The sequence below is a fragment of the Alteromonas ponticola genome (genome assembly GCF_012911815.1).
Lineage (GTDB): Bacteria > Pseudomonadota > Gammaproteobacteria > Enterobacterales > Alteromonadaceae > Alteromonas > Alteromonas ponticola.
Genome location: NZ_JAATNW010000006.1, coordinates 94404 through 118997, shown reverse-complemented (window position 1 = coordinate 118997; position 24594 = coordinate 94404). Strand labels below are relative to the sequence as shown.

Annotated in this window: 19 protein-coding genes; 9 read left to right on the top strand and 10 right to left on the bottom strand. The window is 48.4% G+C overall.

Annotated elements, in window-relative coordinates; genetic code table 11:
• Nucleotides 1-6: 6 nt before the first annotated feature.
• The 3 genes from can to HCJ96_RS11775 are packed head-to-tail and all read right to left on the bottom strand — an operon-like array spanning nt 7 to nt 1695.
• A complete protein-coding gene (gene can, locus HCJ96_RS11785; protein ID WP_169211270.1) occupies nt 7-594 on the bottom strand; it encodes a carbonate dehydratase in 588 nt (195 codons plus the stop codon).
• 38 nt (nt 595-632) lie between these two features.
• Nucleotides 633-1202, bottom strand: a complete 570-nt coding sequence (locus tag HCJ96_RS11780; protein WP_169211269.1) for a hypothetical protein — start codon at nt 1200-1202, stop codon at nt 633-635.
• On the bottom strand, nt 1192-1695 hold the full coding sequence (locus HCJ96_RS11775) for a sigma-70 family RNA polymerase sigma factor (protein WP_169211268.1): 504 nt from the start codon (nt 1693-1695) through the stop codon (nt 1192-1194). Before HCJ96_RS11775 ends, HCJ96_RS11780 begins: the two co-directional genes overlap by 11 nt.
• Before the next feature lie 158 nt (nt 1696-1853).
• On the opposite strand from HCJ96_RS11775, the gene HCJ96_RS11770 reads away from it, so the two are divergent.
• Nucleotides 1854-2117 (top strand): hypothetical protein, encoded by a 264-nt coding sequence (locus tag HCJ96_RS11770; protein ID WP_169211267.1) that lies wholly within the window; start codon nt 1854-1856, stop codon nt 2115-2117.
• Here the strand turns inward: HCJ96_RS11770 and HCJ96_RS11765 are convergent.
• Nucleotides 2104-3045 (bottom strand): D-2-hydroxyacid dehydrogenase, encoded by a 942-nt coding sequence (locus HCJ96_RS11765; protein WP_169211266.1) that lies wholly within the window; start codon nt 3043-3045, stop codon nt 2104-2106. The two genes, HCJ96_RS11770 and HCJ96_RS11765, sit on opposite strands and share 14 nt — an antisense overlap.
• Nucleotides 3046-4137, bottom strand: a complete 1092-nt coding sequence (gene proB / locus HCJ96_RS11760; RefSeq protein WP_343034709.1) for a glutamate 5-kinase — start codon at nt 4135-4137, stop codon at nt 3046-3048.
• A 280-nt stretch (nt 4138-4417) separates the two neighbouring features.
• Here proB and HCJ96_RS11755 point away from each other — a divergent pair, with 280 nt between their 5' ends.
• Together HCJ96_RS11755 and HCJ96_RS11750 are read left to right on the top strand one after the other, a co-directional pair.
• A complete protein-coding gene (locus HCJ96_RS11755; RefSeq protein WP_246261383.1) occupies nt 4418-6823 on the top strand; it encodes a M1 family metallopeptidase in 2406 nt (801 codons plus the stop codon).
• A complete protein-coding gene (locus HCJ96_RS11750; RefSeq protein WP_211162807.1) occupies nt 6801-7334 on the top strand; it encodes a DUF6702 family protein in 534 nt (177 codons plus the stop codon). Before HCJ96_RS11755 ends, HCJ96_RS11750 begins: the two co-directional genes overlap by 23 nt.
• Nucleotides 7335-7403: 69 nt before the next feature.
• Here the strand turns inward: HCJ96_RS11750 and HCJ96_RS11745 are convergent, their stop codons facing one another.
• A complete protein-coding gene (locus tag HCJ96_RS11745) occupies nt 7404-8174 on the bottom strand; it encodes an AsmA family protein (RefSeq protein WP_169211263.1) in 771 nt (256 codons plus the stop codon).
• A gap of 258 nt (nt 8175-8432) precedes the next feature.
• Here HCJ96_RS11745 and HCJ96_RS11740 point away from each other — a divergent pair, with 258 nt between their 5' ends.
• From HCJ96_RS11740 to HCJ96_RS11715, 6 genes are all read left to right on the top strand, one after another.
• Nucleotides 8433-11354, top strand: coding sequence for a peroxidase family protein (locus HCJ96_RS11740; protein ID WP_169211262.1), 2922 nt, complete (start codon nt 8433-8435; stop codon nt 11352-11354).
• Nucleotides 11355-11371: 17 nt separating this feature from the next.
• Nucleotides 11372-12382 carry a catalase family protein gene (locus HCJ96_RS11735; protein WP_169211261.1) on the top strand — a complete coding sequence of 337 codons (1011 nt, stop codon included), beginning with the start codon at nt 11372-11374 and terminating at the stop codon, nt 12380-12382.
• A 56-nt stretch (nt 12383-12438) separates the two neighbouring features.
• Nucleotides 12439-12897 carry a hypothetical protein gene (locus tag HCJ96_RS11730; protein ID WP_169211260.1) on the top strand — a complete coding sequence of 153 codons (459 nt, stop codon included), beginning with the start codon at nt 12439-12441 and terminating at the stop codon, nt 12895-12897.
• A 3-nt stretch (nt 12898-12900) separates the two neighbouring features.
• Nucleotides 12901-14397, top strand: a complete 1497-nt coding sequence (locus tag HCJ96_RS11725; protein WP_169211259.1) for a c-type cytochrome — start codon at nt 12901-12903, stop codon at nt 14395-14397.
• A gap of 22 nt (nt 14398-14419) precedes the next feature.
• Nucleotides 14420-15901, top strand: coding sequence for a c-type cytochrome (locus HCJ96_RS11720; protein WP_169211258.1), 1482 nt, complete (start codon nt 14420-14422; stop codon nt 15899-15901).
• A 294-nt stretch (nt 15902-16195) separates the two neighbouring features.
• The gene (locus HCJ96_RS11715) at nt 16196-18265 is read left to right on the top strand and encodes a S8 family peptidase (RefSeq protein ID WP_169211257.1); all 2070 of its coding nucleotides are present in this window, start codon (nt 16196-16198) and stop codon (nt 18263-18265) included.
• 86 nt (nt 18266-18351) lie between these two features.
• Here HCJ96_RS11715 and HCJ96_RS11710 read toward each other — a convergent pair whose 3' ends face one another.
• The 4 genes from HCJ96_RS11710 to HCJ96_RS11695 all read right to left on the bottom strand — a co-directional run bounded on the left by HCJ96_RS11710 (nt 18352) and on the right by HCJ96_RS11695 (nt 24503).
• Nucleotides 18352-19035, bottom strand: a complete 684-nt coding sequence (locus HCJ96_RS11710; protein ID WP_169211256.1) for an alpha/beta hydrolase — start codon at nt 19033-19035, stop codon at nt 18352-18354.
• A 25-nt stretch (nt 19036-19060) separates the two neighbouring features.
• Nucleotides 19061-20131 (bottom strand): acyltransferase family protein, encoded by a 1071-nt coding sequence (locus HCJ96_RS11705; protein WP_169211255.1) that lies wholly within the window; start codon nt 20129-20131, stop codon nt 19061-19063.
• Nucleotides 20132-20312: 181 nt separating this feature from the next.
• Entirely contained in the window at nt 20313-21227 is a 915-nt protein-coding gene (locus HCJ96_RS11700) for an alpha/beta hydrolase (RefSeq protein WP_169211254.1), read from the bottom strand.
• Between the two features lie 120 nt (nt 21228-21347).
• The gene (locus tag HCJ96_RS11695; protein WP_169211253.1) at nt 21348-24503 is read right to left on the bottom strand and encodes a ligand-binding sensor domain-containing diguanylate cyclase; all 3156 of its coding nucleotides are present in this window, start codon (nt 24501-24503) and stop codon (nt 21348-21350) included.
• Nucleotides 24504-24594: the final 91 nt, after the last annotated feature.

Below are 24594 nucleotides of genomic sequence, written 5' to 3'. Positions count from 1 at the left end.
GCGAGCTTACGGATTGAATTTAAGGTCGGTAATGCGGCCGTTTTTAAGGCTGTATATCCAGCTATGAATATGCAACTCCTGACCACGTGCTAATGCATCTTTAACAATGTTATTGCGGCTTACATTGCGGGCTTGTTCCATTACGTTCAATTCACACAAGCGCGCTGAGCGTTTTTCTTTGGGAAGTGCGTTCACTTCATCTGCATGCTTGACGTAAATATCTTTGATATTGGCGAGCCAGTTGTCAATTAAACCGAACTGCTGATCCCCCATGGCCGCTTCCACACCACCACACCCGTAGTGTCCACAGACAATGATATGCTTAACCTTCAATACGTCTACCGCATATTGAAGCACCGACAAACAGTTAAAGTCAGTGTGCACCACCATATTGGCTACATTACGGTGTACGAAAATTTCACCGGGCAGTAAGTCAACAATCTGATTGGCCGGTACGCGACTGTCAGAGCACCCAATCCATAAATATTGTGGCGTTTGCTGCTTGGAGAGTGTGCTAAAAAATTCAGGATCAGCATCATGTGTGCGTTGCGCCCATTCAGCGTTGTTATCCAGTAACTTTTCGATGTCTTTCATGGTTATCCCGTCAACTAGTTTGCGTTTAACTGTTTCTTTTACTCTTGATTTATCAAAGCGTTCAGACGTGCGGCTTCAGCAGCAAAACGTCTTTCTCGCCGATGTGCCCAAACATAGCAAACGATTACCCCAATTACACTTATCACAAGGGATATCAGGTAAATCTGCCAGCGTTCAGGCTTCAGCTCATTATTCCAGTAAAGTATGCCATAAAATGCCATCATGAAAACCAAAACTACCCAGCTGAAGTGTCTGGTCAGACGGGCTATCAGTACATTGTTGTGAATTTGCCTGCGTAGTAAGTGCAAATAGTCCTGGGTAGTCGCTGTCTTAGAAAAAGCGGCGTGGCGTCGGTAAAATATCAGTAGCGCTATATAAATCAGCGCAACCAGTCCCACCAACGCGACCAGAGAAAACGCCAGCGTGGACATTTTGTCCTGCATAAAAAGCAAGATATAGGCTATGGGTATCATTGACGCGATATCCAATACCGCGTAACAACGTTGCTTCCAGCGCTGGGTTTTGACTTGTGTTTCAATTTTTTCAAGATCGACGGTCTGAACAGGTTGCTGCTGCCAGAGCTGCTCAAGGTTGTGCTTATCCTTCATCGTCATTTAACCTCTTGGATAACGACTTTTTGATGCGATTAATCATGACACCCACATGATTTTGCGTAAGCCCGCTTAGCTGGGCAATCTCGTCGTAAGTCAGCCCTTCTAAAGACAGGGTGATTACTTGCTTTTGGTCCAGTGGCAATAAGCGAATTTCTGCCAGCAACCGGTCCAGCTGTTGCTGCTGTTCTGCATGAGCGTGGGGGTTATAGGAAGGTGACTGCAGCGAATGGGCCTGCTCATCCAGTTCTTCCACCCCGGGTTGGCGAACCTGGCTGGCGACGTGGCTAACGGCGCGGTTGTGCGCCACCTTAAGCACATAGACCTTAACGCTGCTGCGCCCCTCGAAGCGCGTCAGGGCCTGCCATACCGCAATGACAATTTCCTGTAGCAATTCCTGTTTTAGCGCATCATTCGCTTCGTAACTGCTGGCCACTCGGCTAAGTAGTGGCCCGTACTGGTCCCAGACCTGATTAAAACTAACCTTCACTGTGCACTTATTATTATTCGCTTTTTCTGCGTTTTTTATTAACGGTAGTGATGTAGTCACCCACTATAAAAAAAAATTACAGTGTCTGTGTAATATTTTTTTCTCCCGGACGACTGATAGCAATAACAGCAATCCTATTAATTAACTGGAGAACGTAGATGAGCGGTTTACTCACTTTATTTGTATTACTGGCAATTGTTGGTGCGATGTTAAGCGTGCTCTACATTGATGCTAAATGGAACAAAAATTTCTTTGCCTGGTTAAACGGCGAGAACGTCAATCCGTTCGAGCCTAAAAAACCTAAAGGAATTAAAAAATCTAATAACGATACGATTGCAGCCCTGAAAGGTCGTATCGAAACACTGGAAACGATAGTGACCGAACCCGCTTATGAGCTGAACAAAAAAATCAATCAGCTTTAACAAAGGCGTTAAGGTGTGACATGGCGGTGTCAAACAGCGTCTGCCGGGCTTCGTTTGCCACCCAGGCGCTGTGTGGAGTAATCAGCAGGTTGGGTAAATTTGTCTGAATCAGCGGGTGGTCTGGCGGAGGTGGTTCAGCACTAAGTACGTCCAGACCTGCCCCGGCCAGGCGCTTTTGCTTCAATGCTGCCAGCAGCGCGGTTTCCTCTATCAATTCACCTCTTGCAGTGTTAATCAGGAATGCTGACGACTTCATCAGGCCTAGTCGACGGGCGTTCATTAGCTGTTGTGTGGATGGGGTTAATGGACAGTGTAAACTGACGATATCTGCCGTTGGCAATAACGTGTCGAGATCCGGGCGTGAATCGTTATCCGCGTTTTGTCGGGCGGCAAAGGTAACCTTTGCGCCAAACCCCTGCAGCAGCTTTGCCACCTTCATCCCTATTGCACCACTGCCCACCAGTACAGCGTGTTTACCTTCAAGCAACGAAACCGGATGGTGACTCAGACAAAACTGGAACGATTCGCTCCAGCGCCCCTGTCGTACATCGCTGTGATAAGCAGAAAAAGACGTAACAAGATTAAGCATTAACATTAACGCGTGCTGAGCCACCGCTGCACTGCCATAATTACTGACATTTTTTACTGTGATGCCGTTGTTCTCACACCACTTCACGTCAACATTATTGGTGCCGGTCGCCAGCACACCTACGTATCTGCATTGTCGCGCCTGCTTCAGAACGTCCACAGTTAACTGCACTTTGTTAGTTAGTACAATGTGTGCATCACGAATGCGCGCTACTACCTCATCGGCACTGGTGTGCTCATGCAGTACAAAGTTGACGTCCATGCTATCCATTACGGAGACATCTAAGGTGGCCGGTTTGAGCGAAGCATAATCCAGAATAACCGCAGTGAGCTTTTGCATTTAAAACACCACCATATCATCACGGTGAACCACGATACCGTTGGACGGATAGCCTAACAGCTGATTTAACTCGCTGGTTTTGCGCCCTTTCGCCAGCGCCAGCTCGGCCGCTGAAAACAACACCAAACCTTTGCCCACTTTTACTCCATTACATTCTATGCTTACCGCATCGCCTACGTTAAACGCGCCTTCGCAACCTACAATACCCGAAGGTAACAATGATGCTCCTTTACTGACTAACGCCGTTGCCGCGCCTTGGTCGATATGTACCTGCCCTTTTTCTTTTAGGGTGTGATTTATCCATAACTGCCGCGCACGACGACAGGATTGCTTAGGTTTAAACAGCGTCCCCATCGCCCTGCCTTGCTGCAAAGCTTCAAAAACGGCAGGCTTACGGCCATTTACAATGAGGGTCTGTATGCCACTTTGCATGCACTTTTCGGCGGCCTGCAACTTTGTCTGCATGCCACCGGTACCGACATTGCTGCCCGCACCACCGGCTAACTGATAAATCGACTGATCAACCCCAGCCAGTTCAGGAATAAGGGTGGCCTGAGGATTAACTCTGGGGTCAGCCGAATATAAGCCGTCTACATCTGAACAAATGATCAGGGTATCGGCCTGCGCCACGAGCGCTGTGTAAGCGGCCAAATTGTCATTGTCGCCCACCTTAAGCTCATCGGTTGCCACCGTGTCGTTTTCGTTGATAATGGGTAACGCCTGGTGGGCAAGCAGCTCACGGATGGTGCTGGCAATATTCACATATCGGGTGCGATCGCGCAGGTCATCGGCAGTTAACAGTACCTGGGCACAGGGAAAGTCAAAAAAGCGCTGCCAGTTAGCCATCATGCGGGTCTGGCCTATTGCTGCCATTGCCTGTTTTTCCGCAATGGAAGGCAGATGCTTAACCTTTACGCTGTTACGCCCGGCCGCCACACTGCCGGACGAAACCACTAACACTTCCTTACCAGCATCACGACTGGCAGTGATGAATTGTGCAATGGCCAACAAATAGGTGGCACTGCAGCTGATGCTGTCAGGCGCAATTAATGAACTGCCGACTTTGATTACTGCACGTTGCCATGTAAACACATTGCTAGCCCTTACTGGAGAATATCTCAAGCATACTTTAAGTCACTGAATTTACAAAGCGGCTCGCGTGCTTCATTTCGTCTTTATGTCGATGAATTAACCACCTTTAACGGTCAGCAACTGGCAACACACCCGAAATAATTGTTACCCTATCACAATTTTTCGAACAGGCTTGAGCCTGTCGTATCCAGAGCCGTTGGCTCGCATTAATAAAGGACGGGGAATGAGAATTAAAAATTTACGTTGGGCCTGGTTAATTCCACTAGTGGGAATAACCGTTATGCCCATCGCCAATGCAGCAATAAAACAGACTAAAGGTAATTTTGAGGACAAATTCCGCCAATTGGATGAAGTTCTGCCTACACCTAATGTGTATAGAAACGCTGCGGGGGAGCCGGGGCATCAGTACTGGCAACAAAAAGTCGATTATTCCATCGATGTGAAACTGGACGAGGACAAACGTCGCGTCGATGCCAGCGAGACCATCACTTATAAAAATAACTCACCCGATACGTTAAAGTATTTGTGGATTCAGTTAGACCAGAATAAATTCCGCGATGATTCGATGTCTGCGCTTACTACCACCTTTGGTGGCATTGGCAATCGCGGACCAGCTACCCAGTCAGCTTCGGGTGATGAGCCGGCTAAAATCAGCCTGGGCGCACTGCGTAGACAGCAATTTGTCGATGACAACGAACTGGGTTACCAAATTAAGAAAGTGGCCTCTAAACAAGGTCAGGATCTGCATCATGTGATTGTGGGTACCTTGATGCGCGTTGATTTGGCAGAGCCGTTAAAGCCAGGCCAAAGCACGCAATTCTCTATCGATTTTGGTTTTAATATCGTAGAAGAAGATGCGGTGTCGGCCCGCGCCGGTTATGAGCATTTCCCAGATGATGCGCGCGAGGGTGGCAACGACATCTTCTTGCTGGCTCAGTGGTTTCCACGTCTGGCGGCATATACTGATTACGAAGCCTGGACTAATAAAGAGTTTATCGGCCGCGGCGAATTTACCTTAGAATTTGGTAATTACGACGTCAAAATCACCGTACCCGCTGATCATATTGTGTCATCAACCGGTGAGCTGCAAAATGCCTCGGACGTGCTGACCAAAACCCAGCGACAGCGCCTTGAAGAAGCCAAAACTGCCGAACGAACCGTTTTTATCGTGACTGCAGAAGAAGCACTGGAAAACGAAAAAGCCGGTACCGATAAAACTAAAACCTGGCGCTTTAAAGCCAACAATGTGCGAGATTTTGCCTGGGCTTCTTCACGTAAATTTATGTGGGACGCACGCGGCTACCAGCAGGGTGGCGATGTTCAGCCTACGGTAATGGCGATGTCTTTTTATCCCAAAGAAGGCGGGGATTTGTGGAAGAAGTACTCCACCGAATCGGTCATTCATACCATGGAAGTCTACTCACGCTTCTCCTTTGATTATCCTTATCCGGTAGCGCAATCAGTCAACGGCCCGGTTGGCGGCATGGAATACCCCATGATCACCTTTAACGGCCCGCGTACAGAATTACAGGATGATGGTTCACGTACCTATTCACTGGCTGAAAAACGTTTTCTGATTGGAGTGGTTATTCACGAAATTGGTCACATATATTTTCCGATGATTGTGAATTCTGATGAGCGTCAGTGGACCTGGATGGATGAAGGGTTAAACAGCTTCCTGGATGGGGTTGCAGGACGTGAGTGGGATCCAGACATCCCATGGGGTGTCGAACCACGGGATATTGTTGGTTATATGAAGTCGCAAAATCAGGTGCCGATCATGACGCAGTCTGATTCGGTATGGAATTTGGGGCCCAATGCGTATACCAAGCCCGCTGTTGCCTTAAACATTTTACGCGAAACTATTTTAGGCCGTGAACTGTTTGATTTCGCTTTTAAAGAATATGCCCAGCGCTGGATGTATAAACGCCCGACGCCGTCTGATTTCTTCCGTACCATGGAAGAAGCTTCTGGTGTTGACCTGGATTGGTTCTGGCGTGGATGGTTCTATAGCACTGATCACGTGGATATTTCATTAGACAGCGTTAGCAAGTTACGTTTAGATACCAAAGATCCGGACATCGACTTCGCCCGTGAGCGCCAGCAGGAAAAAGAAAAGCCATTGTCGCTGACGGTTGAACGCAACCAACAGGAAGGCAAAACGCTGTGGGTTGATCGCTTCGAAGACATCAAAGACTTCTACGATGACAACGATCAGTACACGGTGACCAACAAAGAACGTAATCAGTACAAGAAGTTTTTGAAAGACCTGGAGCCCTGGGAATTAAAAGCCCTCGAGCGCGCGGTCAAAGAAGACAAAAATTATTATGTGCTCGATTTCAGCAACAAAGGCGGTTTGGTGATGCCCATCATTCTTGAGCTGACGTTTGCTGATGAAAGCACGCAAATGATGCGTATCCCTGCAGAAATCTGGCGTCGCACGCCTGATGCGGTCAGCAAGCTGATTATCACTGACAAAGACAAAGAACTGGTCAGTGTGACGGTTGACCCTCGCTGGGAAACGGCTGATGTAGACGTGCAAAATAACCATTATCCACGTCGCATCGTGCCTTCACGTATCGAAGCGTACAAGTCGAAGCGAAGCACCGACAAAGTACGTCGCGATATCATGCACGATATCACCACTGAACTTAAGCAGGACGATGAAAACGGTGATAAAGAGTAAGCATTTTTCACTGCGCCAGTGGGGCATTGTTGCCCTGCTGTTGATGACCACCGGCATTGCCAGTGCACATCAGATTAAAGCTGCGATTTCGACGGTGCTGTTTAATCCACGCACCGAAAACATCGAAATCATGCATCGTTTTAATCTGCATGACGCTGAGCATGCGGTTAAAACATTATTCGATAAGCAGTCTGATATTCTGAAAGACGCACAAACCCAGCAACGTTTTGCAGAATATGCCGCCCAGCGTTTTAGCCTGTTTGACAGCAAGGATCAGTCGCTGGCGTTAAAGTTGGTGGGTTTTGAAGTTGAAGGCAAACACTTTTGGGTGTATCAGGAAACTGAGCAACCGCCGTCACTTGAAGGATTACGGGTGCGCCATGATGCATTGAGAGACTTATGGCCAGCGCAAATCAATACCATCAATGTCGAAGGTAAAGGTGAATTGCAGACATTAGAGTTTCGCGATAATGTCGAGTTGCTTAAAGTCAGTTTTGAACAGGCGCATTAACTTGCAATAGAGACCGCAGCTCATACTGTGGTCTCTATTCGTTTTAGCGATATCAGACGCTGTTAACCGTTAGAAATCCTTATTCAGAATATCTTTTATTTTCTCGTCTGCCTTATCCAGCAACTTATCTTTCTCTTCGTTAAACTTCTCTTTGGCGGCCTCTTTAGCCACGTCGCGGGCTTTCTTTTTCGCCTCTGCAATCACGTTATCCAGCATGTTGTTGATAATCGCAGCACCGACCTGGTCAGCAGGCATGCCATCAGGTTGACCGATGGGCCCGGCATTGAATGTGGGCAAGGTCACCTCAAATGTTTTCTTATTCAGCTGCACCCCTTTGGTATCAAACTTTTCAAAATCGAGGGTCAGTTTCGTATTTGCCACTGTCACACTATCGACAATAACTAATGGGGCAGGCTCACCGCTGGATTGCGCTGGCTTGTTTTCAGGCAGATGCGCCTGCAGGTTATTTTTTAGCACCATTAAATTGCCGGTTCCATCTGCATTGAGCTCATACAGCATTTCAGGCGCATTCACGGTCAGTTCCTGCACATGGTAGGGCTCTTGAAGCGAATTGCCTAAATCAAACGCCAGCCCTTCTACGCTCAAGGCATCCTCGTTACTAAAGCCCTCCGGATTGTCAATTTCCAGCTCGCTTATTTCCAGTCGCCCTTCGCGGAAAATCAGATCCACACCTGAGACACTTACGGTAGTGCCCAAATATTGACTGCCCTTCTCCTCAATTTGCGATTTTAAAAACTCATTAGCGCCACTCATCACATACCAGACGATGCCACCAATGACGGCGATAACTACCAGTAACCCAAGAAAAATTTTTTTCATTATCTACTCCAGGTTGATTTGCTACTTGCTTATACCGTAAAAGCAGGAAGGTGGTTTTGTCGTGCAACAAGGATATTTTTATCTATGACGTGTTGAAAACTAAGTCAGCAAACGTTTCTGCAAAAAATATAGCTCACCACTACAAACTGTACAAAAAACAAACTATATTTACTGACGTCAGTAAAGGATTACTCGCTGTTCAAGTGCCTTACCTTAGCTGTCAAACCATAATACCAATCACACTGAGGGGTACCGGGGATGGCTGCAAAAATTCTTTTGGCAATCTTCATTGCCATGTCTTGTTGTGTTTCCAGCACAGTAGTGGCAGAGCAAAAATCTGACAATCGCGCCTGCATCGATATGGTAAAAGACGGGTTTCGGCCTATTGATGAAAATCGACAAACGCGCTTTCTTGGCAAGGTGGCCGAAGATACTGCGCGCTGCCGTGGTGGCGAAAAAGCGGCTCAATATCGGGCTACGCCCTGGGTCGACTGGTCAAATTACTGGGCAACGGGCGATGCGTCATCGCTGAAAGAAGGTAGCAAAGCGAAAACCATTTTTGGCGAACACCTTAAACCCAACGGCCGGGGCATTGATGGCTCGTTAATGGATTTAGAGTACCAACGTGTCGAGCTGATCAAATTCAACCTGTTTGATAATTACACCTACGAGGACTACGTCAAGGGCCGTGGCAATAAAGAAGGACCCGCCATAAAAGTATGGAATGAAATGCGTCTGGATAAAGACGATCCTTTCTATGAGGCGGTAGGTGGCGAGGGCGAGCAACGCTGCAGTGGCGAATTAATTCGCCATCGCACCCTCAGTGGAATCTGTAATGATTTGTACAATCCCAAAATGGGGGCGAACGGTACTTATTTCGCGCGCAATGTGGACTTCGCGTCTACCTATCCACGCCTAGGCAAAAATCAGTTAGCACGCAACCGGCATAGCGACAGCGAAAACGGAATGCGCTTGGGCTTGCTCACCCCTGATCCGCAATTGATTTCGCGCACATTGTTCAGTCGTCAACAACAGCAAAATAATAATTGCAATGATGGTCTGGGATCCGGCAACAATGCGATAAGCGATGAATGCGATTATATTAAAGCGCCATTTTTTAATGTGCTGGCTGCATTCTGGATCCAGTTTATGACTCATGACTGGTTTTCGCACCTGGAAGAAGGGCGCAATCAATCTAAACTGGTGCCGGTGGGGTGTAAAACCGATCACGCAGAAGCGCTTGGTTGTCGGCCCGGCGATCGCATGGAGCCGGCGCTGATTGCTCAGCACAGTGAGCCAGAAACGTTTAGGCATAACAATGAGCGGTACCTCAAACGCGCCTATATGACCACTGAAAACACTACCACAGCATGGTGGGATGCGTCGCAAATTTATGGTTACGATGCCATATCACATAAACGAGTGATTCGTGATCCACAGGATAACGCCAAACTGCATTTGCCCGATGGCTATTTACCCGTGTTACAACCCTGTGACACCAACAGCAGCGATGACTGTGCAGTGCAGCCTCAATGGCAGGGCCAGGAAGCTACCGCATTTCCTGACAACTGGAATATTGGCTTAAGCTTTTATCACAACCTGTTTGTGCGCGAGCATAACTATTTTGTCGAGCGCTTTCGCGCCATGCAGCAAGCCCATCCTAATCGTGATTCGGGTTTACGCCACCCTGATCGGCCGCAACAGGCTATTCTCTACAGTCAGGTCAGCGACGAAGAGTTATATAACGCGGCACGGCTGGTGGTGTCTGCGATGATCGCGAAAATTCACACCATCGAATGGACCACGCAACTGCTGTATAACGATCCCTTGTATCGCGGCATGAACTCAAACTGGTTTGGATTGTTTAACCTTGAAGAAAGCAGTCAGGTTTCTTCAATTATCAAAAAAATTACCCACAATGAAGAAAACTATTTCAGCCGCATGTCAAACTGGCTGGCGCGCGTGTTTCGAGACAAGGATGAGCCACAAAAAGCCAATTCCTGGTATTCGGTATTTGCCTCTGGCGCCGGGATTTTTGGCTTACAAAATGCGCGGCATGAAGGTGCATTGTGGTGGAAAAAAGACAATTGGGATATCAGTAACCCTGAACACGTTAACGGTGGGGTGAATCACTTTGGTTCACCCTTCAACTTTCCTGAGGAATTTACCTCCGTTTATCGCCTGCATCCATTGGTTCCCGATCTTATCGAAATGCGTAATTATCAGGATGCCAACCAAATCAACGCCAAAGTGCCAGTAATGCGCACAGTGCGTGGCGAAGCAACCGCACAAATGCGTCAATATGGTCTGGAGAACTGGGCATTGGCCATGGGCCGGCAACGTTTAGGTGCGCTGCACCTGCAAAACCACCCGCGCTTTTTACAAAACCTGCCCATGCCGCATCTTGATTCGCCCAGCAAAAAAATTGATGTCGTGGCGCTGGATATCATTCGCGATCGCGAGCGGGGTGTGCCCCGTTTCAACGAATTTCGTCGCCAGATCGGGTTAAAAACCCTGACCAGCTACGATGATTTTATCGATCAGCGACTGGATAAAAGCGATCCTAACCGTATCGCACAGGAAGACGTGGTTGCCAAAATCAGGCAAATTTTTGGCACCCACCAGTGTGATGCCAGCAAAGTAATTAGCGATGCGCAGCTAACCGACAACGGCGAGCCCATTAACGATTGTCACGGCGCGCCTGATGGCAGTGAAGTAGATAATATCGAAGATGTTGATCTGGCGGTGGGGTGGCTGGCCGAATACACCCGTCCGCACGGTTTCGCTATTTCAGAGACACAGTTTCATATTTTTATTATCAACGCGTCACGGCGCTTATTCAGCGACCGTTTCTTTACCTCCAGTTTCCGCCCTGAGTTTTACTCGACCTTAGGGTATGAATGGGTATTACACAATGGCCCACTGGATGAATGCCCGTTTGAGCTGGAAAAAAATAATGATGGTCTGGCGCAATGCAACGAGCCGGAAAAGTCTAACGGCCATACGGTTGCCGTGTCGCCGCTCAAACGGGTGCTGCTGCGCAATATTCCCGAACTTAACGAGCAGTTGATGCCGGTGGTCAACGTATTTGACCCCTGGGCTCGGGATCGCGGTGACTACTATTCGCTGGCATGGAAGCCGCGCCCTGGGGCAGAAAGCGACCCCGCTTTTCAAGATTAACCTGAAATTATGTGAGCATGAATGTGACTGCCCCCTTACTTGTCTTACTGTTAATTTCGTTTTTCAGTACCGCACAAAGTTTTCCTGGTGAAAGCTTTACCGGCAATGAGGACGATTTAGCGCTACAAATGGAAAAGGCGATAAAGCAGGTGGTACAGCAACGCTATGCCGATCAGTCAATGAAGCGGTTCAATCAGGCGAAATCGCTCGGCTGTTTTAATGCTACCTTTACGGTCAACGAAGCTATCTCACCTGAACTGAAACAGGGCCTGTTCGCCCGCCCGGTTAGTTATCCGGCATTGGTACGCTTTGCCAGTGCCAGTACCACGGATGATGCTAAAAAGGATTTACGTGGTTTGTCCATTCGGGTTAGCGACGTGGTGGGTAAACCGGTATGGGGCAAGTCAGGTTATCAGGATTTTTTACTGAATAGTCACCCGGTGCTGTTTGCTTCAACGCCGGAAGAATTTCTGGCGTTTATTGAAGCGCAACGGGATGATCGGGTGCTGTGGCATTTACTCACTCCCACTAACTGGGACAGTCTGTATACGTTGTTGGTTGCCCGCGAGCATCACACCAGCCCTTTTGATATTGTCTACTGGAGCACCACTCCGTATCAGTTAGGCAGCCAACAGGCGGTAAAGTATGCGGTTAAACCCTGTTCTAACTTCGAAAGCGAACTGCCCGACGAGCTTACCAATAATTACCTGCGCGCCGCTATGCGCCAGCACCTGGCGCTTACCGATGTCTGCTTCAACTTTATGGTGCAACGTCAGACCAACAACGACGACATGCCTATTGAAGATGCCGCCGCCAAATGGAGCGAACAGGCGTCGCCGTTGGTGTCGGTTGCGCAATTGCTGATCAAGCAGCAGCCTTTCATCTCGGCTGACGCTATCCGGCAGTGCGAAACGACTGAATTTAATCCCTGGCAAAGTCTGCCTGAACACAAGCCACTGGGAAGAATGAATTATGTTCGTAAGCACGTGTACTACGCACTTTCACGTTTCAGAAACAATCAGCAATAAACCTGCAAAAATACGCAAAAAACAATACCACCAGCTGGCCCAGGGAGCCGACCAACATGAACGAAACCATTGAGTACTGGCTGCAATTAAGTCGCGAAGAGTTGGACGAGATCTACACCAGTCATGCTGCTGGCGCATTACCGCGGGGTGATACCCGGGGCACCGCAATAGTCGCCGGTTCAACACGAGCGAAGATGTTGGCCCGCTTTGCCCGAACACTGGCCTGGCAAGGCAAAGTATTTGATATTTTCCCACCTGATTTTGAGCGCGGCATATTGGTGAATAAAGTGCTGCCGATTGGCTTAGGCATGATTGTCGCTAAAGTGTACCGTGATAAAAGCTGGATGGACGGCAAAGAAACGATTGTTATCGACTACAGTTCAACCTCAATTCTGGCGCAAAAAGTACGTGACGAAATCCGTGAAATCGAGGATGGCCTTTATCTGGGCAAAGTGTGGTGGGGTAAAAAACGTATCCTGGATTTCGCGTTAAACAGTCATGCTGGCAACGGGTAAGCCATGGGCAAGGTTAGCAAAGGCAAACTCATTCTTTTGTTGATGCTCTGTCTGCTCATCATTGCAGGCCTCTATCTGGCTCATCGTTTTTTAACGGATCGTGCGGTTAGTTACGATAATATCGAGATGCATTTTAAATACGGTTCGTTAGGTGGCGAACGTAATTTAGGTATTCCCTACTGGCTATGGCAGGCTGTACCTCATTTATGCCCGGAGCTACTGCCGGACAAGCGACCGGACGATAGCGGCCTGGAAGCTTTGGGAATGCTATATGAACCAGGCAAGAGTCTGCCCGTTGGGATTTCTACAAGACGTCATCTCGGTTTAGACCGTGTATTTATGAACTGCGCGGTGTGTCATACCAGCACAGTCCGTGCGTCAACCGATGCGGAGCCTAAACTGGTACTGGGCATGCCAGCCAATCGCTTTCGCCTGATGCAGTTTGAAAAAAACTTTTTTGGCTGTATGTCCAGTCAGAAATTCAACCGGGCCAACATTATCCCCTTGATAATATCGCTAGGGGCAGATCTGGATCTGCTTGACCGTTATCTGGTTTACCCTATCGCGATATGGCTGACACAGGAACGGTTGGCATTGCTGGAAGCCCGGCTAGGCTTTTATAAACAACAGCCTGAATGGGGCCCGGGTCGGGTTGATACCTTCAATGCTGCAAAAGCGGTATTTAATTGGGATTGGGATAGAGCCACCCGCGAAGAAATGATTGGCACGGCCGATTTCCCCTCCATCTGGAATCAGGGATTACGCAAGCAGCGCGATGACGGTAACGCCATGGAACTGCACTGGGATGGTAATAATGACACTGTAGAAGAGCGCAATTTATCGGCCGCCTTTGGGGCAGGTGCGATCCCCACCAATATTGACCATGCCGCGTTATCGCGCATTGAAGACTGGTTACTGACCCTGCCCGCCCCGGCGTATCCCTTCGCCATTGATAACGCCCTGGCCCGACAGGGAAAACCAATTTACCAGCAATACTGCGCGGACTGTCATGGCAAGTCTGGCCGCGATTTCAGCGGCACTTACGTGGGTCACGTGCAACCCATTGAGGATATTGCTACTGACAGATGGCGTTTAGATTCGTATACCCGCGAACTGGCGCAAAATCAAGCAACCTTATACAGCACCAGCGAACAACACCGGTTCAAGCGATTTCGAAAAACGAACGGCTATGCCAACATGCCGCTGGATGGGATCTGGCTGCGAGCACCCTATTTGCATAATGGCTCTATACCCAACATGCGCGATCTGCTCACGCCCGCCGCTCAGCGTCCGGTCCAATTTTATCGCGGTAATGATGTTTACGATCAGCGCAATCTCGGTTTTGTCAGTGATGAAACGCATGCCTACGCCAGACCCTTATTTTTATTTGATACGACAGTGGATGGCAACGGCAATCAGGGCCACGAGGGCGCAAAATACGGCACTTTGCTGTCAAGCCAACAAAAAGATGCCCTTATCGAATATTTAAAAACCTTTTAGCACATGATGCATGGGGGGAACTATGCTGCAGATAAATACTGGCCCTAACAAGGCGACCGGAAAAACCAGCGGTTGGCTGATACTGTTTGTTCTGTTAGTGCTCTCAGGACTCGTACTTGGCGGGGTCGCCTGGTACAAATTGTTTCGCGATGTACCGCAACCCGACTGGGTCAGCGCGACACCGGAAATGCGGTTTAAATACGGCTCAATTGGTTCTGAATATGACGCCGGGTTGCCTTACTGGATTTATATGGTATTACCGCAGATGTTTCCCGAATATTTGCCCGCTAATGGCGGTTACGCTTCGTTAGGCCTTCCCTGGGAAGAAGGACAAGCGTTACCGGTCGGATTTACTCTAAAAACCGTGGGCTTTCCCAGAGTAGGGAATAATTGTGCGATGTGCCACACCACGCAGTATCGCGAAAGTGACACAGCCAATCCTGTTTATGTTGTGGCTGGCGCAGGCCATACAGTAGATATTGAAGGTATTTTTACGTTTTTGATAAAGAGCGCAAAAGATCCTCGCTTTAACGCCGACAATATTCTTGAACAAATCGGCATGATCCACGACCTTTCATTCATCGATTCACTGCTGTACCGGTTTGCCATTATTCCCATTACCAAAAAAAGGCTAATCGAACGGGAAGCCCAGTTTGCCTGGATGTTCCGCGACGATTTCCCCGATTGGGGCAGGGGACGCGACGACCCCATGAACCTGACTAAATATTTCATGCTTAACCTTTCGATGGACGACTCGTACGGACCTGCAGACGTGCCCGCTATCTGGAATTTGAAAAAGTATGATCAGGATGCATTAAACCTGAATTGGGATGGCGCAACCCACGATGCTTACTCGGTAATTATTGATTCAGCGCTGGGTATTCTGGGCGCAGAGCCTCACAACACCGACGCTTTTCTGACAGAAGTAAAATGGCTGGAAGATTATTTACGCAATTTGCCCCCCCCAAAGTGGCCATTTAACCTTGACCGCGAACTGGCACAACAAGGCAAAGGCATTTTCAAACAGGAGTGCGCACAGTGTCATGCCAGCGAGCGTACCGGTAAAACCATTCCACTAGCAGAGGTTGGCACCAGCCCGGCACGCCTGAACACCTGGAGCAAGCAAAACGCCATCGAAGCCAATCAGGTGGTGGGCGAATTGGGCATAGAAAGAGCGGGGCTGGTAGAAGCGACGCTAAACGGCTATGTCGCCCAGTTTTTAGACGGCATTTGGCTGCGTGCACCCTATTTACACAATGGTTCGGTACCCACGTTACGTGAATTACTGGCACCGCCAGAAGAGCGTTCAGTCAGCTTTTACCGCGGTTACGATGTATATGATAAGCACAATGTGGGGTTTATTGCACAGGGTGACAAAGCGAAAAGAACCGGGTCACTGCTGAATACGCGAGAAAAAGGCAACAGTAATGCAGGGCATCTCTTTGGCACGCAATTAAGCGACAACGATAAAGAGGCGCTGATTGAGTATCTTAAAACGCTATAGCCGGGCAGGGCCAGATTATTTTTCACTATACAGGCAAAGGTTCTGCACTTTTCAGGATTACAAAATTTTAATCATTGGCTTAAGCGAGGGTAAATTTTGGTTTGCCTCAGACAACCACGATGCCGCCTCAGCGGCCGGGAATAAAGAAGCCTCGCGTCTCACGTAAACGAATGTCCATAGCCGTTTTCTCTCTTGCATCACAAATGCCACCTAGGGGTAACCCCCCATAGCGACTCTTGTTGCCGTTTGCGAATCTGAACGTGTACCCAACAGGGCTCACTTTCGGAGACGAATATGAAACTCAAATTAAACCTGATCATGGCTGGCCTTATTTGCGCTGGTCACGTCCAAGCTGACGCGATAATCGGCGACAGTTTATCTAAGCATATGCTTACTCCTAAACCAACTTATGATGTGATTGTCAGTTTCGACGAGCATGCTGATATCGATAGCGTGCTGCGTCCATTGGCAGTCCCCTATCTGGGATTGCAAACTTTGCCGATGGCAGGCGCCACACTTACTCGTGTACAAATTGAGCAGTTGAAAGAAAACCCTGCTGTGGTCAGCGTTTATGCAAATTCGCCGCTGGAATACTACAACTACGAGTCGGGTGAAATCACCGGCGGTCATTATGTTCAGGATCAATATGGTGTTACTGGGGAAGGCTCAGTGATTGCCGTACTGGACTCGGGTGTGGATGGTACCCACCCCGATCTGACATTTGGTGATACGGTGATTGAAAACGTCAAAATTGTCGGTGATCTCGATCTTACCGGTGGTAACACCACCTTTATTGAAGGCGTTCCTAACAGCGATACGTCGTCAGGGCACGGTACCCACGTTGCCGGCACTGTAGCGGGTTCGGGTGCGGCATCGGCGAATGACGAGCGCCGCGCGTTCTATCACGATGGTATCGCGCCAGGTGCCAAGCTGGTTGGCCTGGGTGCCGGGGAAGGCCTGAATATCCTGTTTGGTCTGCAAGGTTTCGATTACGCAATCACCAATCAGGAACGTCTGGAAATTGATATTATCACCAACAGCTGGGGTGGCGGTGATGGCATGGAGTTTGACCCTAATAACCCAATCAACCAGGCCTCATTTGAAGCTTATAAACGAGGCATGGTGGTGTCATTTGCCGCATCAAATTCGGGCCCTGAAGAAGATACCCTTAACCAGTATGCGATCGCGCCGTGGGTAATTAACGTTGCCGCGGGAACGAAAGACAAAGAACTGGCTGACTTTTCCAGCCGCGGTGTTGCAGACCACCCAGAAAAACTGCCTGACATTACCGCACCCGGTGCAGCTATCACGTCTACGCGAGCGGTCAATACAGCGATCGGCGCGATGGGGCCTGTAGTCGACCCGGCGCATCCTGACTATTATCTGTATTACCATACGATCAGTGGCACCTCTATGGCGACGCCTTTTGTAGCGGGTACCGCAGCCTTGATGCTTAGCGTAAACCCCGACTTATCGCCGGATCAAATCGAAAGTATCATCAAAGAAACCGCTGACCCTATGTCTTACTTACCCCACGAGGTAGGCGCAGGTTACATCAATGTGCTGGCAGCAATTGATAAAGCTAATGAAACGCAGGGTGAACGCGCGCAGTTTCTAGCCGGCGATACACAGTGGGCCAGTCAGGGTGAGTGGACCATGGTGGACGATAATGATCCACGTCTTACCTATGTGGGAGACTGGGAGCACGGTCGCTCAAGCCAGGCTTCTGGCGGAGAGTACCGCGAGGTTGATGATGATGAAGGCACTATTTTAGCCAGCGTGCGTGGTGATCGCATTCGTTTGCACTTCTTAGTCACCGATGATGATGACAGTGACGTGCGTGTCGTATCGAACGGAAAAACCATTGGAAGCGCCAGGGTACAAAGCGCTAACGCCAGTGAGGAAAATCCACAACAGGTTACGGTTGCATTCACAGGACTGGGTGATGAGCTCGTTAACCAGGTCGAAATCCATGCTGGTGATGAAGATATTCTGTTCGATGCTATGGAAATTGATGGCGATCTAATGGAAAGTGATGTGACCTATACCGAGGTCACCACCACCGAAGAGGGTACAATGGGACCTTCAGCTGAAAATTTGGAAGTGCAGGAGTTTGTGTTTGAGACCACCGAAGCCGACATTAATGTTGATGCTGAGTTGAGCTGGACCGGGGTTGCCGACCTCGATTTCTATCTGTTGAATGCGGCAGGAGAAACAGTGGCCTCCAGTGCCAGCCTGGGTAACCCGGAAAAGTTAAGCTACTGGCTTGAACAGCCAGGCACCTATACCTTGCAGGTCTCCGGCTACATCAGTGCTGTTACGCCGTTTACCGTAACCCGCACTATCACCACTGCCAGTAAATAGACCCACTGGTAGCGTACACAACGGCCTGCATTAGCAGGCCGTTTTTAGTTTCGTTAGCATAACTGGGTTACCCTAGCCGTATCACCCTACTTGTCGTCAATCTTAGTGCGCGCAGCTAGCCAGGATTCAACCGGTGCCAACCATGGGTTATCCGGTCGATAAAAGGCACCGTGCGACAGGCCAGTTGAAATGCTTATTTCTATAAACGAACTAACAAGTTGTGGGGCCCGAGCAACCACCTTATCGCAGGAGCCAACCGCGTCTGATGTTTCAAAAATTGACAGCACATGACCCGTCAGGCGTACATCGGTATTGCTTGACAGTGCTCTGGTGCAGGCAGCGAGAATAATATAATTAATGTCAGGATGCTTGATTAAGCTGGAGGCAATGGCAGTAATGAAACCGCCGCGAGAAAAACCCATTATGGTGATTTTATTGGGAAAAACACCTTGTTCAAGCAGGTACTCTACCTGGCGGGAAATTGCTTCAGCATGCATAAAAGGATCTGACTTCGCCGGGCGATGCGTGGAAATAATCACCGCATCCAGCTTTGACAATGCAGATAAGATTCCCGGGTAGTCGTACTGCCCCCATTCAGGATGAACGGGTCTCGGATCGTCGCCCTCTACAATGTAACCATGGGAATAAAAAATAAACCGATCATCCAGATTAACTGTTTTGGGCAGATCAAATTCACTTGAAGTGGCATTCGCTGCGATACTCCACACTATCACCACCACCCAGACCAGGCGGCTGAAAAATAATGTCATAGCGCTAACTGCTCCCTTTTTAGTACTAATTAGCCACGAGTTGTTTTGATTGTTCATTTTTACATACCTCAAGCGGGTCAGTGATATGCTTATGCTTGCCCAATTTTCTTATAAGGTTTGCCAGCGGCCGTTCGAAGAAACGATAGGAAGCATAAGCAACGACAATGCTGGTGCTAAGCGCAATAACTAACTTTAACTCTATATTCACATCCAGCTTTTCAACTTGAATAATGATTGGCATGTGCAGCAAATATAACGAATAGGATATTTTTCCGATAAAGTCCCCTATCTTGTTAGCTAGCAGCCGGTTGTTGTCAGGCACTAAAAACACCACGCAGAAAAACAGGGTTCCCATAACGAATAACACTTCATAGCTAAGCCACATTTTGTATTTGTCGTTATCATTAATTGGCGTGAACTGAGGATACAACAACGGGATCAGACAGAGAGACAGGATAAACCAGTGACTTTTTAAGTATTTGGGTACTTTAAATGACTGATAACACAAACCAAATACCACACCTAAGAAAAAATAAGGAAATGCTCTGAATATACTGAAGAAATTGTAAGGTATGTCCGCTATTTCACCATAAATTCTTGGGAAATCAGCCATGTACCAAACAATCAAAAGTATAACCATGAGCAGGTAAATATAGCCTTTACGATTGCCTGCAAACGCCCACAGTACAATGAAAAACAGGTAAAAGTGGATTTCAGGCGGGATTGACCAGAGCACACTTTCGCCGTGCAGGAAAAGCAAATGCCCAATCAACACATTGATGTCAGCAATTGTGTATAACAGGTCATTACCGTTTTGCGTAAGCCAATATGAGCCAATCACGACGGCAAGGTAGAGCGGCAAAACCCGTGCAGCTCGCGCTAAGAAATAGCGTATGATATTGGCAGTGTTAAAGGTTGTATTAAGGTAAAGATGTGACATTAAAAAGCCACTTAATAAAAAGAACAGCATCACACCGTATGCGCCGGAGCCTCCGCCCAACGCTCCACCGAACCAGTGGGTAATATCAGAAAAGTGAGTAAAAAAGACAATAAGTGCTGCCAAGGCTCTGAGGATGTTTAATTTTCTTATTTCCATTAAGCCAACATCATCCTGTATCTATGCGCTAAATTGAACAACCGATGAATTTACCCCGTATAAAGGATTCTGCAAACGCTTTTTTTCGCGAAAGGCTCCTATGTATGTAATCCAAATTTACAGATGTCTGATTTTCAGTCAATTTACTCTTAGATACAGGATGATGTGAACGATGACGCAGTCACTTAGCGACCAACTGGTCGTTAAAAAACGTCCAGTATTCAGGTGTTTCTTTCAGCGCCATGAACAGTGCCTGAGGATTGTGCTCTATCCCACTCAGTTTTAAAAAACGATGCTGAATACCCAGTGTTTTAAGCCGCTCTCTGAACAATTGGTTGGCGTTCAGTACAGGATCGTTTTCACCCACAATTATCCTTATCATGAAGTCCTGTGGGATTGTTTCGTGTACTTGTTCGGCAATGGATACCGGACTTAATTTTTCGAAGTAGTCGACATCATTACCGTATACCGAACGCAATACCTCAGTTGCATTCTCTCTACCTACGATCGGCGCGTGAGCCGGATCTAAGCGCCTCTGCATGGGCCCTGCACTGAGCATTGACACGGCCTGAAATAAATCTGCATACTTTAAGCCCAGTCGCGCTGCACCATACCCCCCCATGCTTCCTCCTTCGATCAGGCGAGCTTCGCGCTTGGCGATGGTTCTGTAGTTCGCGTCCACATAAGGTAGCAGTTCTTCAATTATCATGGTTTCCATCGGTGTAGTGCCGTCTTTCGAATTTACCCACATGCGCTGCTGCATGCCATCGGGGAACACCATAATTGCCTCTGGAATGTGCCCTGATTGCATCGGAATACTGAAAAAATTGCTCATCATTTTACTCACCTGCTGCGCACTGGCATTGGAGCCATGCAACCAGTAAATGACCGGGTAACGGCGCTGACGGTCCGTGTCATAGGAGGGTGGCAGTGCTAAATAAAAAGTTATTTTCTGATCAAATGATCGACTATTAAAGCCATCATTTACAGTCGAAAGCGGCATCGGTCGGGCAAATAGCGAATGGCAGGTTACAATACTGCTTAAAACAATAAAAAACCAAAGTTGTGGTGCATAGTCAGTGTGTTTCTGTTGCATTGCCTTGCTCCTTTCATCCAATGAAAACAAATAAATTGATTCCTTAGTTTAGCTGGCAAATAACCATTCGGACAAAATTTGAACAATATAACGCCGAACCGGTAAAAACTGCATCGCAATTCAGCTTTCTTCGTTAGCCATGGCAAAGCTTGAGTCACAATCCGCACGCTGCAGGCGTTTCTCAATTTTGCCATACTCAAACACGAAAGCAGGTTCCTGCTGGATCTTCTGCACTGCTTGCTTATTGGTTTTGTCGTTGGTCATAGTGAACCCAAGCCAGGTATCGCGATGATTGTTTTTCGCCGCATAAAGCGCCAGATCGGCGATACCGATGGTGGTTTCCCAACTTATGCTGGCAAAATAGGTGCTATCAAGTGGATAAGCCGCATAGCCAATTGAGCAGGTGACACTGATTGCCTCATTTTCTTTAATATCATATTGCTCAGTACGGATACAGTTGCGCACACGCTCGGCCAGCGCTGCGGCATCAGCACGTGGGGTATCGTGAACGACCACTAAAAACTCTTCACCACCCCAACGAATTAGATAATCAATTTCCCGAAATACCTGCGTCAGTCGCGCAGCGGTTTCGACAAGTACTTTATCGCCAATGGGGTGACCGTAATTATCATTGATAGATTTAAAGTGATCGATATCAATCAGGAAAAACAGCAAGTCGCTGGTATCATCGGGCGTTACCGCATTCCTGTGACAATCTGCATAGTATCGATCCAGTTTTGCCACGTCACGCTCAATGTTTTGGGTTAAAAAACGACGATTGTGCAGCCCTGTCAGGGCATCGGTTAAACTGGCATCGCGCAACGCCTGGGCCTGTTGTTGCAACACTTTATTAGCGTCGACTAATTCAGCCGTACGCGCTGCCACCCGTTGCTCAAGTATCAACTGGCGTGCATGCAGTTTGTTCACACGTAAGCGGTGTAACCCTAATAAGATTAACGCGACAAACAGAAACAACACCGTTTTGGTTACCCATGTCTGATACCAGGCAGCGGGCACAATAATCGTTCGCTCAATACCGTTTGGCTGCCAGTTCACACCATCATCAGAATAATGAACCTGCAACTGATAACGCCCTGGGTCGAGTTGCGTAAACGTAGCGACGCGATGTTCGCTGTCTACCACAGTCCAATCCTCGTCAAACCCGTTTAAGCGATATCGATAAACCAACTGCGCAGGGGTGAGATAATCCAATGCGGTAAATTCAAAGCTGATCCGCCTGGCTAATGCTGGAGCCTCCATTTGTGAGCTTAGTAAAGAGGGTGAGAGCGTTTTATTGTCTGCTGTTAAAATAGTGCCTTCGGTTAGCACTATCGACAATGGCGTCGCTGACCCGGTCAGTTTAGCGGGCTCAAGCAAGGTCAGCCCGTTAGCCCCACCAAATACCACTACGTCATTGTGCATGATGGTTGCCGCGCCGCGGCGAAAGGGTGCGTTAATCGCAGCGGGTCCAGTTACTACCGAAGACACCTCCAATGATTCGATATCAACTGCCACGATGTGCTTCGAGGTACTGGCATATATTTTACCATTCACTTCGCCGGCAATCGCCTCAATGGTGCCACCTGCCTGATTGGCATCGACATCAAGTTGTTGCCATCCATGCTGCTCGCGATACACAAACAGGCCTGCATTACTGGTTCCCGCCCACAGCTGATTGAGGCTGTCCTGATATAAGTCTGCGATAAATTGCTCTTTAAGCAACACAGGTGACTGCGGTGCTATTTCTACCTCGGCGATTTCAGCATTGGGGTAATTGAGTATCAGGAGCCCTTGCCAGGTACCTATCCAGAGCCGTTCTTTGGTGGCCAGTAAAGAGGCAATGCGTCGCTCAAGGTTGGTATTGAGTAGCCAATTTTCTGCTTTCTTCGAAGCTGGTTGATAAGCCCACAAGCCGTCTGTTCCCCCTACCCACAAGGTTTCGTCGGTTTGCGCAATGGCTGCGGTGTATTTTTTTACCGGCCGCCCCGGAATCATCAGGTCCTGGTGCGCAGTGCTCGACAAATCAATTAACGTAGATGCGAAGTTGCTTGAAGCAAATAAGCGACCGTCCTCAATCAGTGCTAATGTCTCGATTGGGTCTTTACTCTGCTCTAACAGTCTCATCGACTCACCGCTGACAGGGTCGAGCTTTTCTAAGCCACCACTGCCGGTAGCGGCAATCAGAAAAGCGTCAAATGCCTGTACTGCGTGAACCTGCCGCTGATGTAGCCCAACCTCACTAGTTGTGCCGCCTAAAATATGTTTCAGGCCAGGATTGGTGGCATCATATAATTGCAGGGTGGTATTTGCGCCCAGCCATACCAACCCCCTCGAGTCGGTTAACAGCGTCCAGATATTATCACTGGCCAACCCGGCTGGGTGCAGTGGATCAAAAGTTGAGTGTTTAACGGCGGCAGAGGAAAGGTCAAATAAAAACAACCCCTTACCAAACGTACCCAGTAACACTGTGGAAGGGTTAACTACCGTTAACGCGTATATCCAGGGTTCAGCTTGTTCGTTTAAACGGTGTTGTGCAAACTGCTGCGCCCCCGTTTGCACGAATAATCCCTGGCTGGCCGTGCCGACTAGTAGTTGTTGTGAAGCCGTTGAGGTGATTGCACTAATGCGAACAGCAGAAGGAAAGCCGGCTACCTCTTCAAGTATTGGGGTCGCTTGCGATACGTCGAGCACTAATAAACCGTTCCCGGTTCCTACGAAAAGCCGAGTGCCTTGCGTATGTAACGCATGAATTCGTGCCTCATAGGGCATCGTGACTGCCGCTAGCTTATCCGCCGCTGGACTATACCGATAAACGGCCCGGTCAGTGGCAAAGTAAATCGCCGTCGATGAGTCGTTGACAACAGCGATATCCTGAATAGAAAGAACCGCGACCGCAGAAGAAACCTCCCGTAGTATGCGTTTATCGCTATCCAGTCGATATAAGCCCCGATTAGTGCCCACCCATACTTGCCCATGTGAGTCGGTAGTTACTGTTTGTACAATTGGGCTAAATTTTTCTGAAGATGCGTCGGCAAATGTTGCACGCTCAGCAATATGAGAATCCCATCTCCACAATCCATTTGAGGAAACAAACCAGATAAAACCACGTTTGTCTTCGGTAATAGATACAATATCGCCGTCGATACCGGAAACGTTGGCAAGCGGTGAATGAAAAATGGGATGTTCAAATAAGGTGTCAGCCTGAACGCCTGATATCAGACAGATGCAGAAGACTAAACACCGCAGACAATGTGAAAACCGAATCTGGGTTGTCATGCGTTTCTCGCGAATTTTTTGTTATAAACGTATAAAACGCGGTTGGTAAGCTCAAACCGCTAGATTATCGGCTTGCTCAAATCGTTGCAAT

Bases quoted from the DNA above. Each gene is read 5' to 3' on its own strand.
- HCJ96_RS11765 (WP_169211266.1), bottom strand. From the start codon at position 3,045: ATGCAAAAGCTCACTGCGGTTATTCTGGATTATGCTTCGCTCAAACCG.
- HCJ96_RS11725 (WP_169211259.1), top strand. From the start codon at position 12,901: ATGGGCAAGGTTAGCAAAGGCAAACTCATTCTTTTGTTGATGCTCTGT.
- HCJ96_RS11700 (WP_169211254.1), bottom strand. From the start codon at position 21,227: ATGCAACAGAAACACACTGACTATGCACCACAACTTTGGTTTTTTATT.
- HCJ96_RS11740 (WP_169211262.1), top strand. From the start codon at position 8,433: ATGGCTGCAAAAATTCTTTTGGCAATCTTCATTGCCATGTCTTGTTGT.
- HCJ96_RS11715 (WP_169211257.1), top strand. From the start codon at position 16,196: ATGAAACTCAAATTAAACCTGATCATGGCTGGCCTTATTTGCGCTGGT.
- HCJ96_RS11710 (WP_169211256.1), bottom strand. From the start codon at position 19,035: ATGACATTATTTTTCAGCCGCCTGGTCTGGGTGGTGGTGATAGTGTGG.
- HCJ96_RS11745 (WP_169211263.1), bottom strand. From the start codon at position 8,174: ATGAAAAAAATTTTTCTTGGGTTACTGGTAGTTATCGCCGTCATTGGT.
- HCJ96_RS11780 (WP_169211269.1), bottom strand. From the start codon at position 1,202: ATGAAGGATAAGCACAACCTTGAGCAGCTCTGGCAGCAGCAACCTGTT.
- HCJ96_RS11750 (WP_211162807.1), top strand. From the start codon at position 6,801: ATGAAAACGGTGATAAAGAGTAAGCATTTTTCACTGCGCCAGTGGGGC.
- HCJ96_RS11720 (WP_169211258.1), top strand. From the start codon at position 14,420: ATGCTGCAGATAAATACTGGCCCTAACAAGGCGACCGGAAAAACCAGC.
- HCJ96_RS11695 (WP_169211253.1), bottom strand. From the start codon at position 24,503: ATGACAACCCAGATTCGGTTTTCACATTGTCTGCGGTGTTTAGTCTTC.
- can (WP_169211270.1), bottom strand. From the start codon at position 594: ATGAAAGACATCGAAAAGTTACTGGATAACAACGCTGAATGGGCGCAA.
- HCJ96_RS11755 (WP_246261383.1), top strand. From the start codon at position 4,418: ATGCCCATCGCCAATGCAGCAATAAAACAGACTAAAGGTAATTTTGAG.
- HCJ96_RS11705 (WP_169211255.1), bottom strand. From the start codon at position 20,131: ATGGAAATAAGAAAATTAAACATCCTCAGAGCCTTGGCAGCACTTATT.
- HCJ96_RS11730 (WP_169211260.1), top strand. From the start codon at position 12,439: ATGAACGAAACCATTGAGTACTGGCTGCAATTAAGTCGCGAAGAGTTG.
- HCJ96_RS11770 (WP_169211267.1), top strand. From the start codon at position 1,854: ATGAGCGGTTTACTCACTTTATTTGTATTACTGGCAATTGTTGGTGCG.
- HCJ96_RS11735 (WP_169211261.1), top strand. From the start codon at position 11,372: ATGAATGTGACTGCCCCCTTACTTGTCTTACTGTTAATTTCGTTTTTC.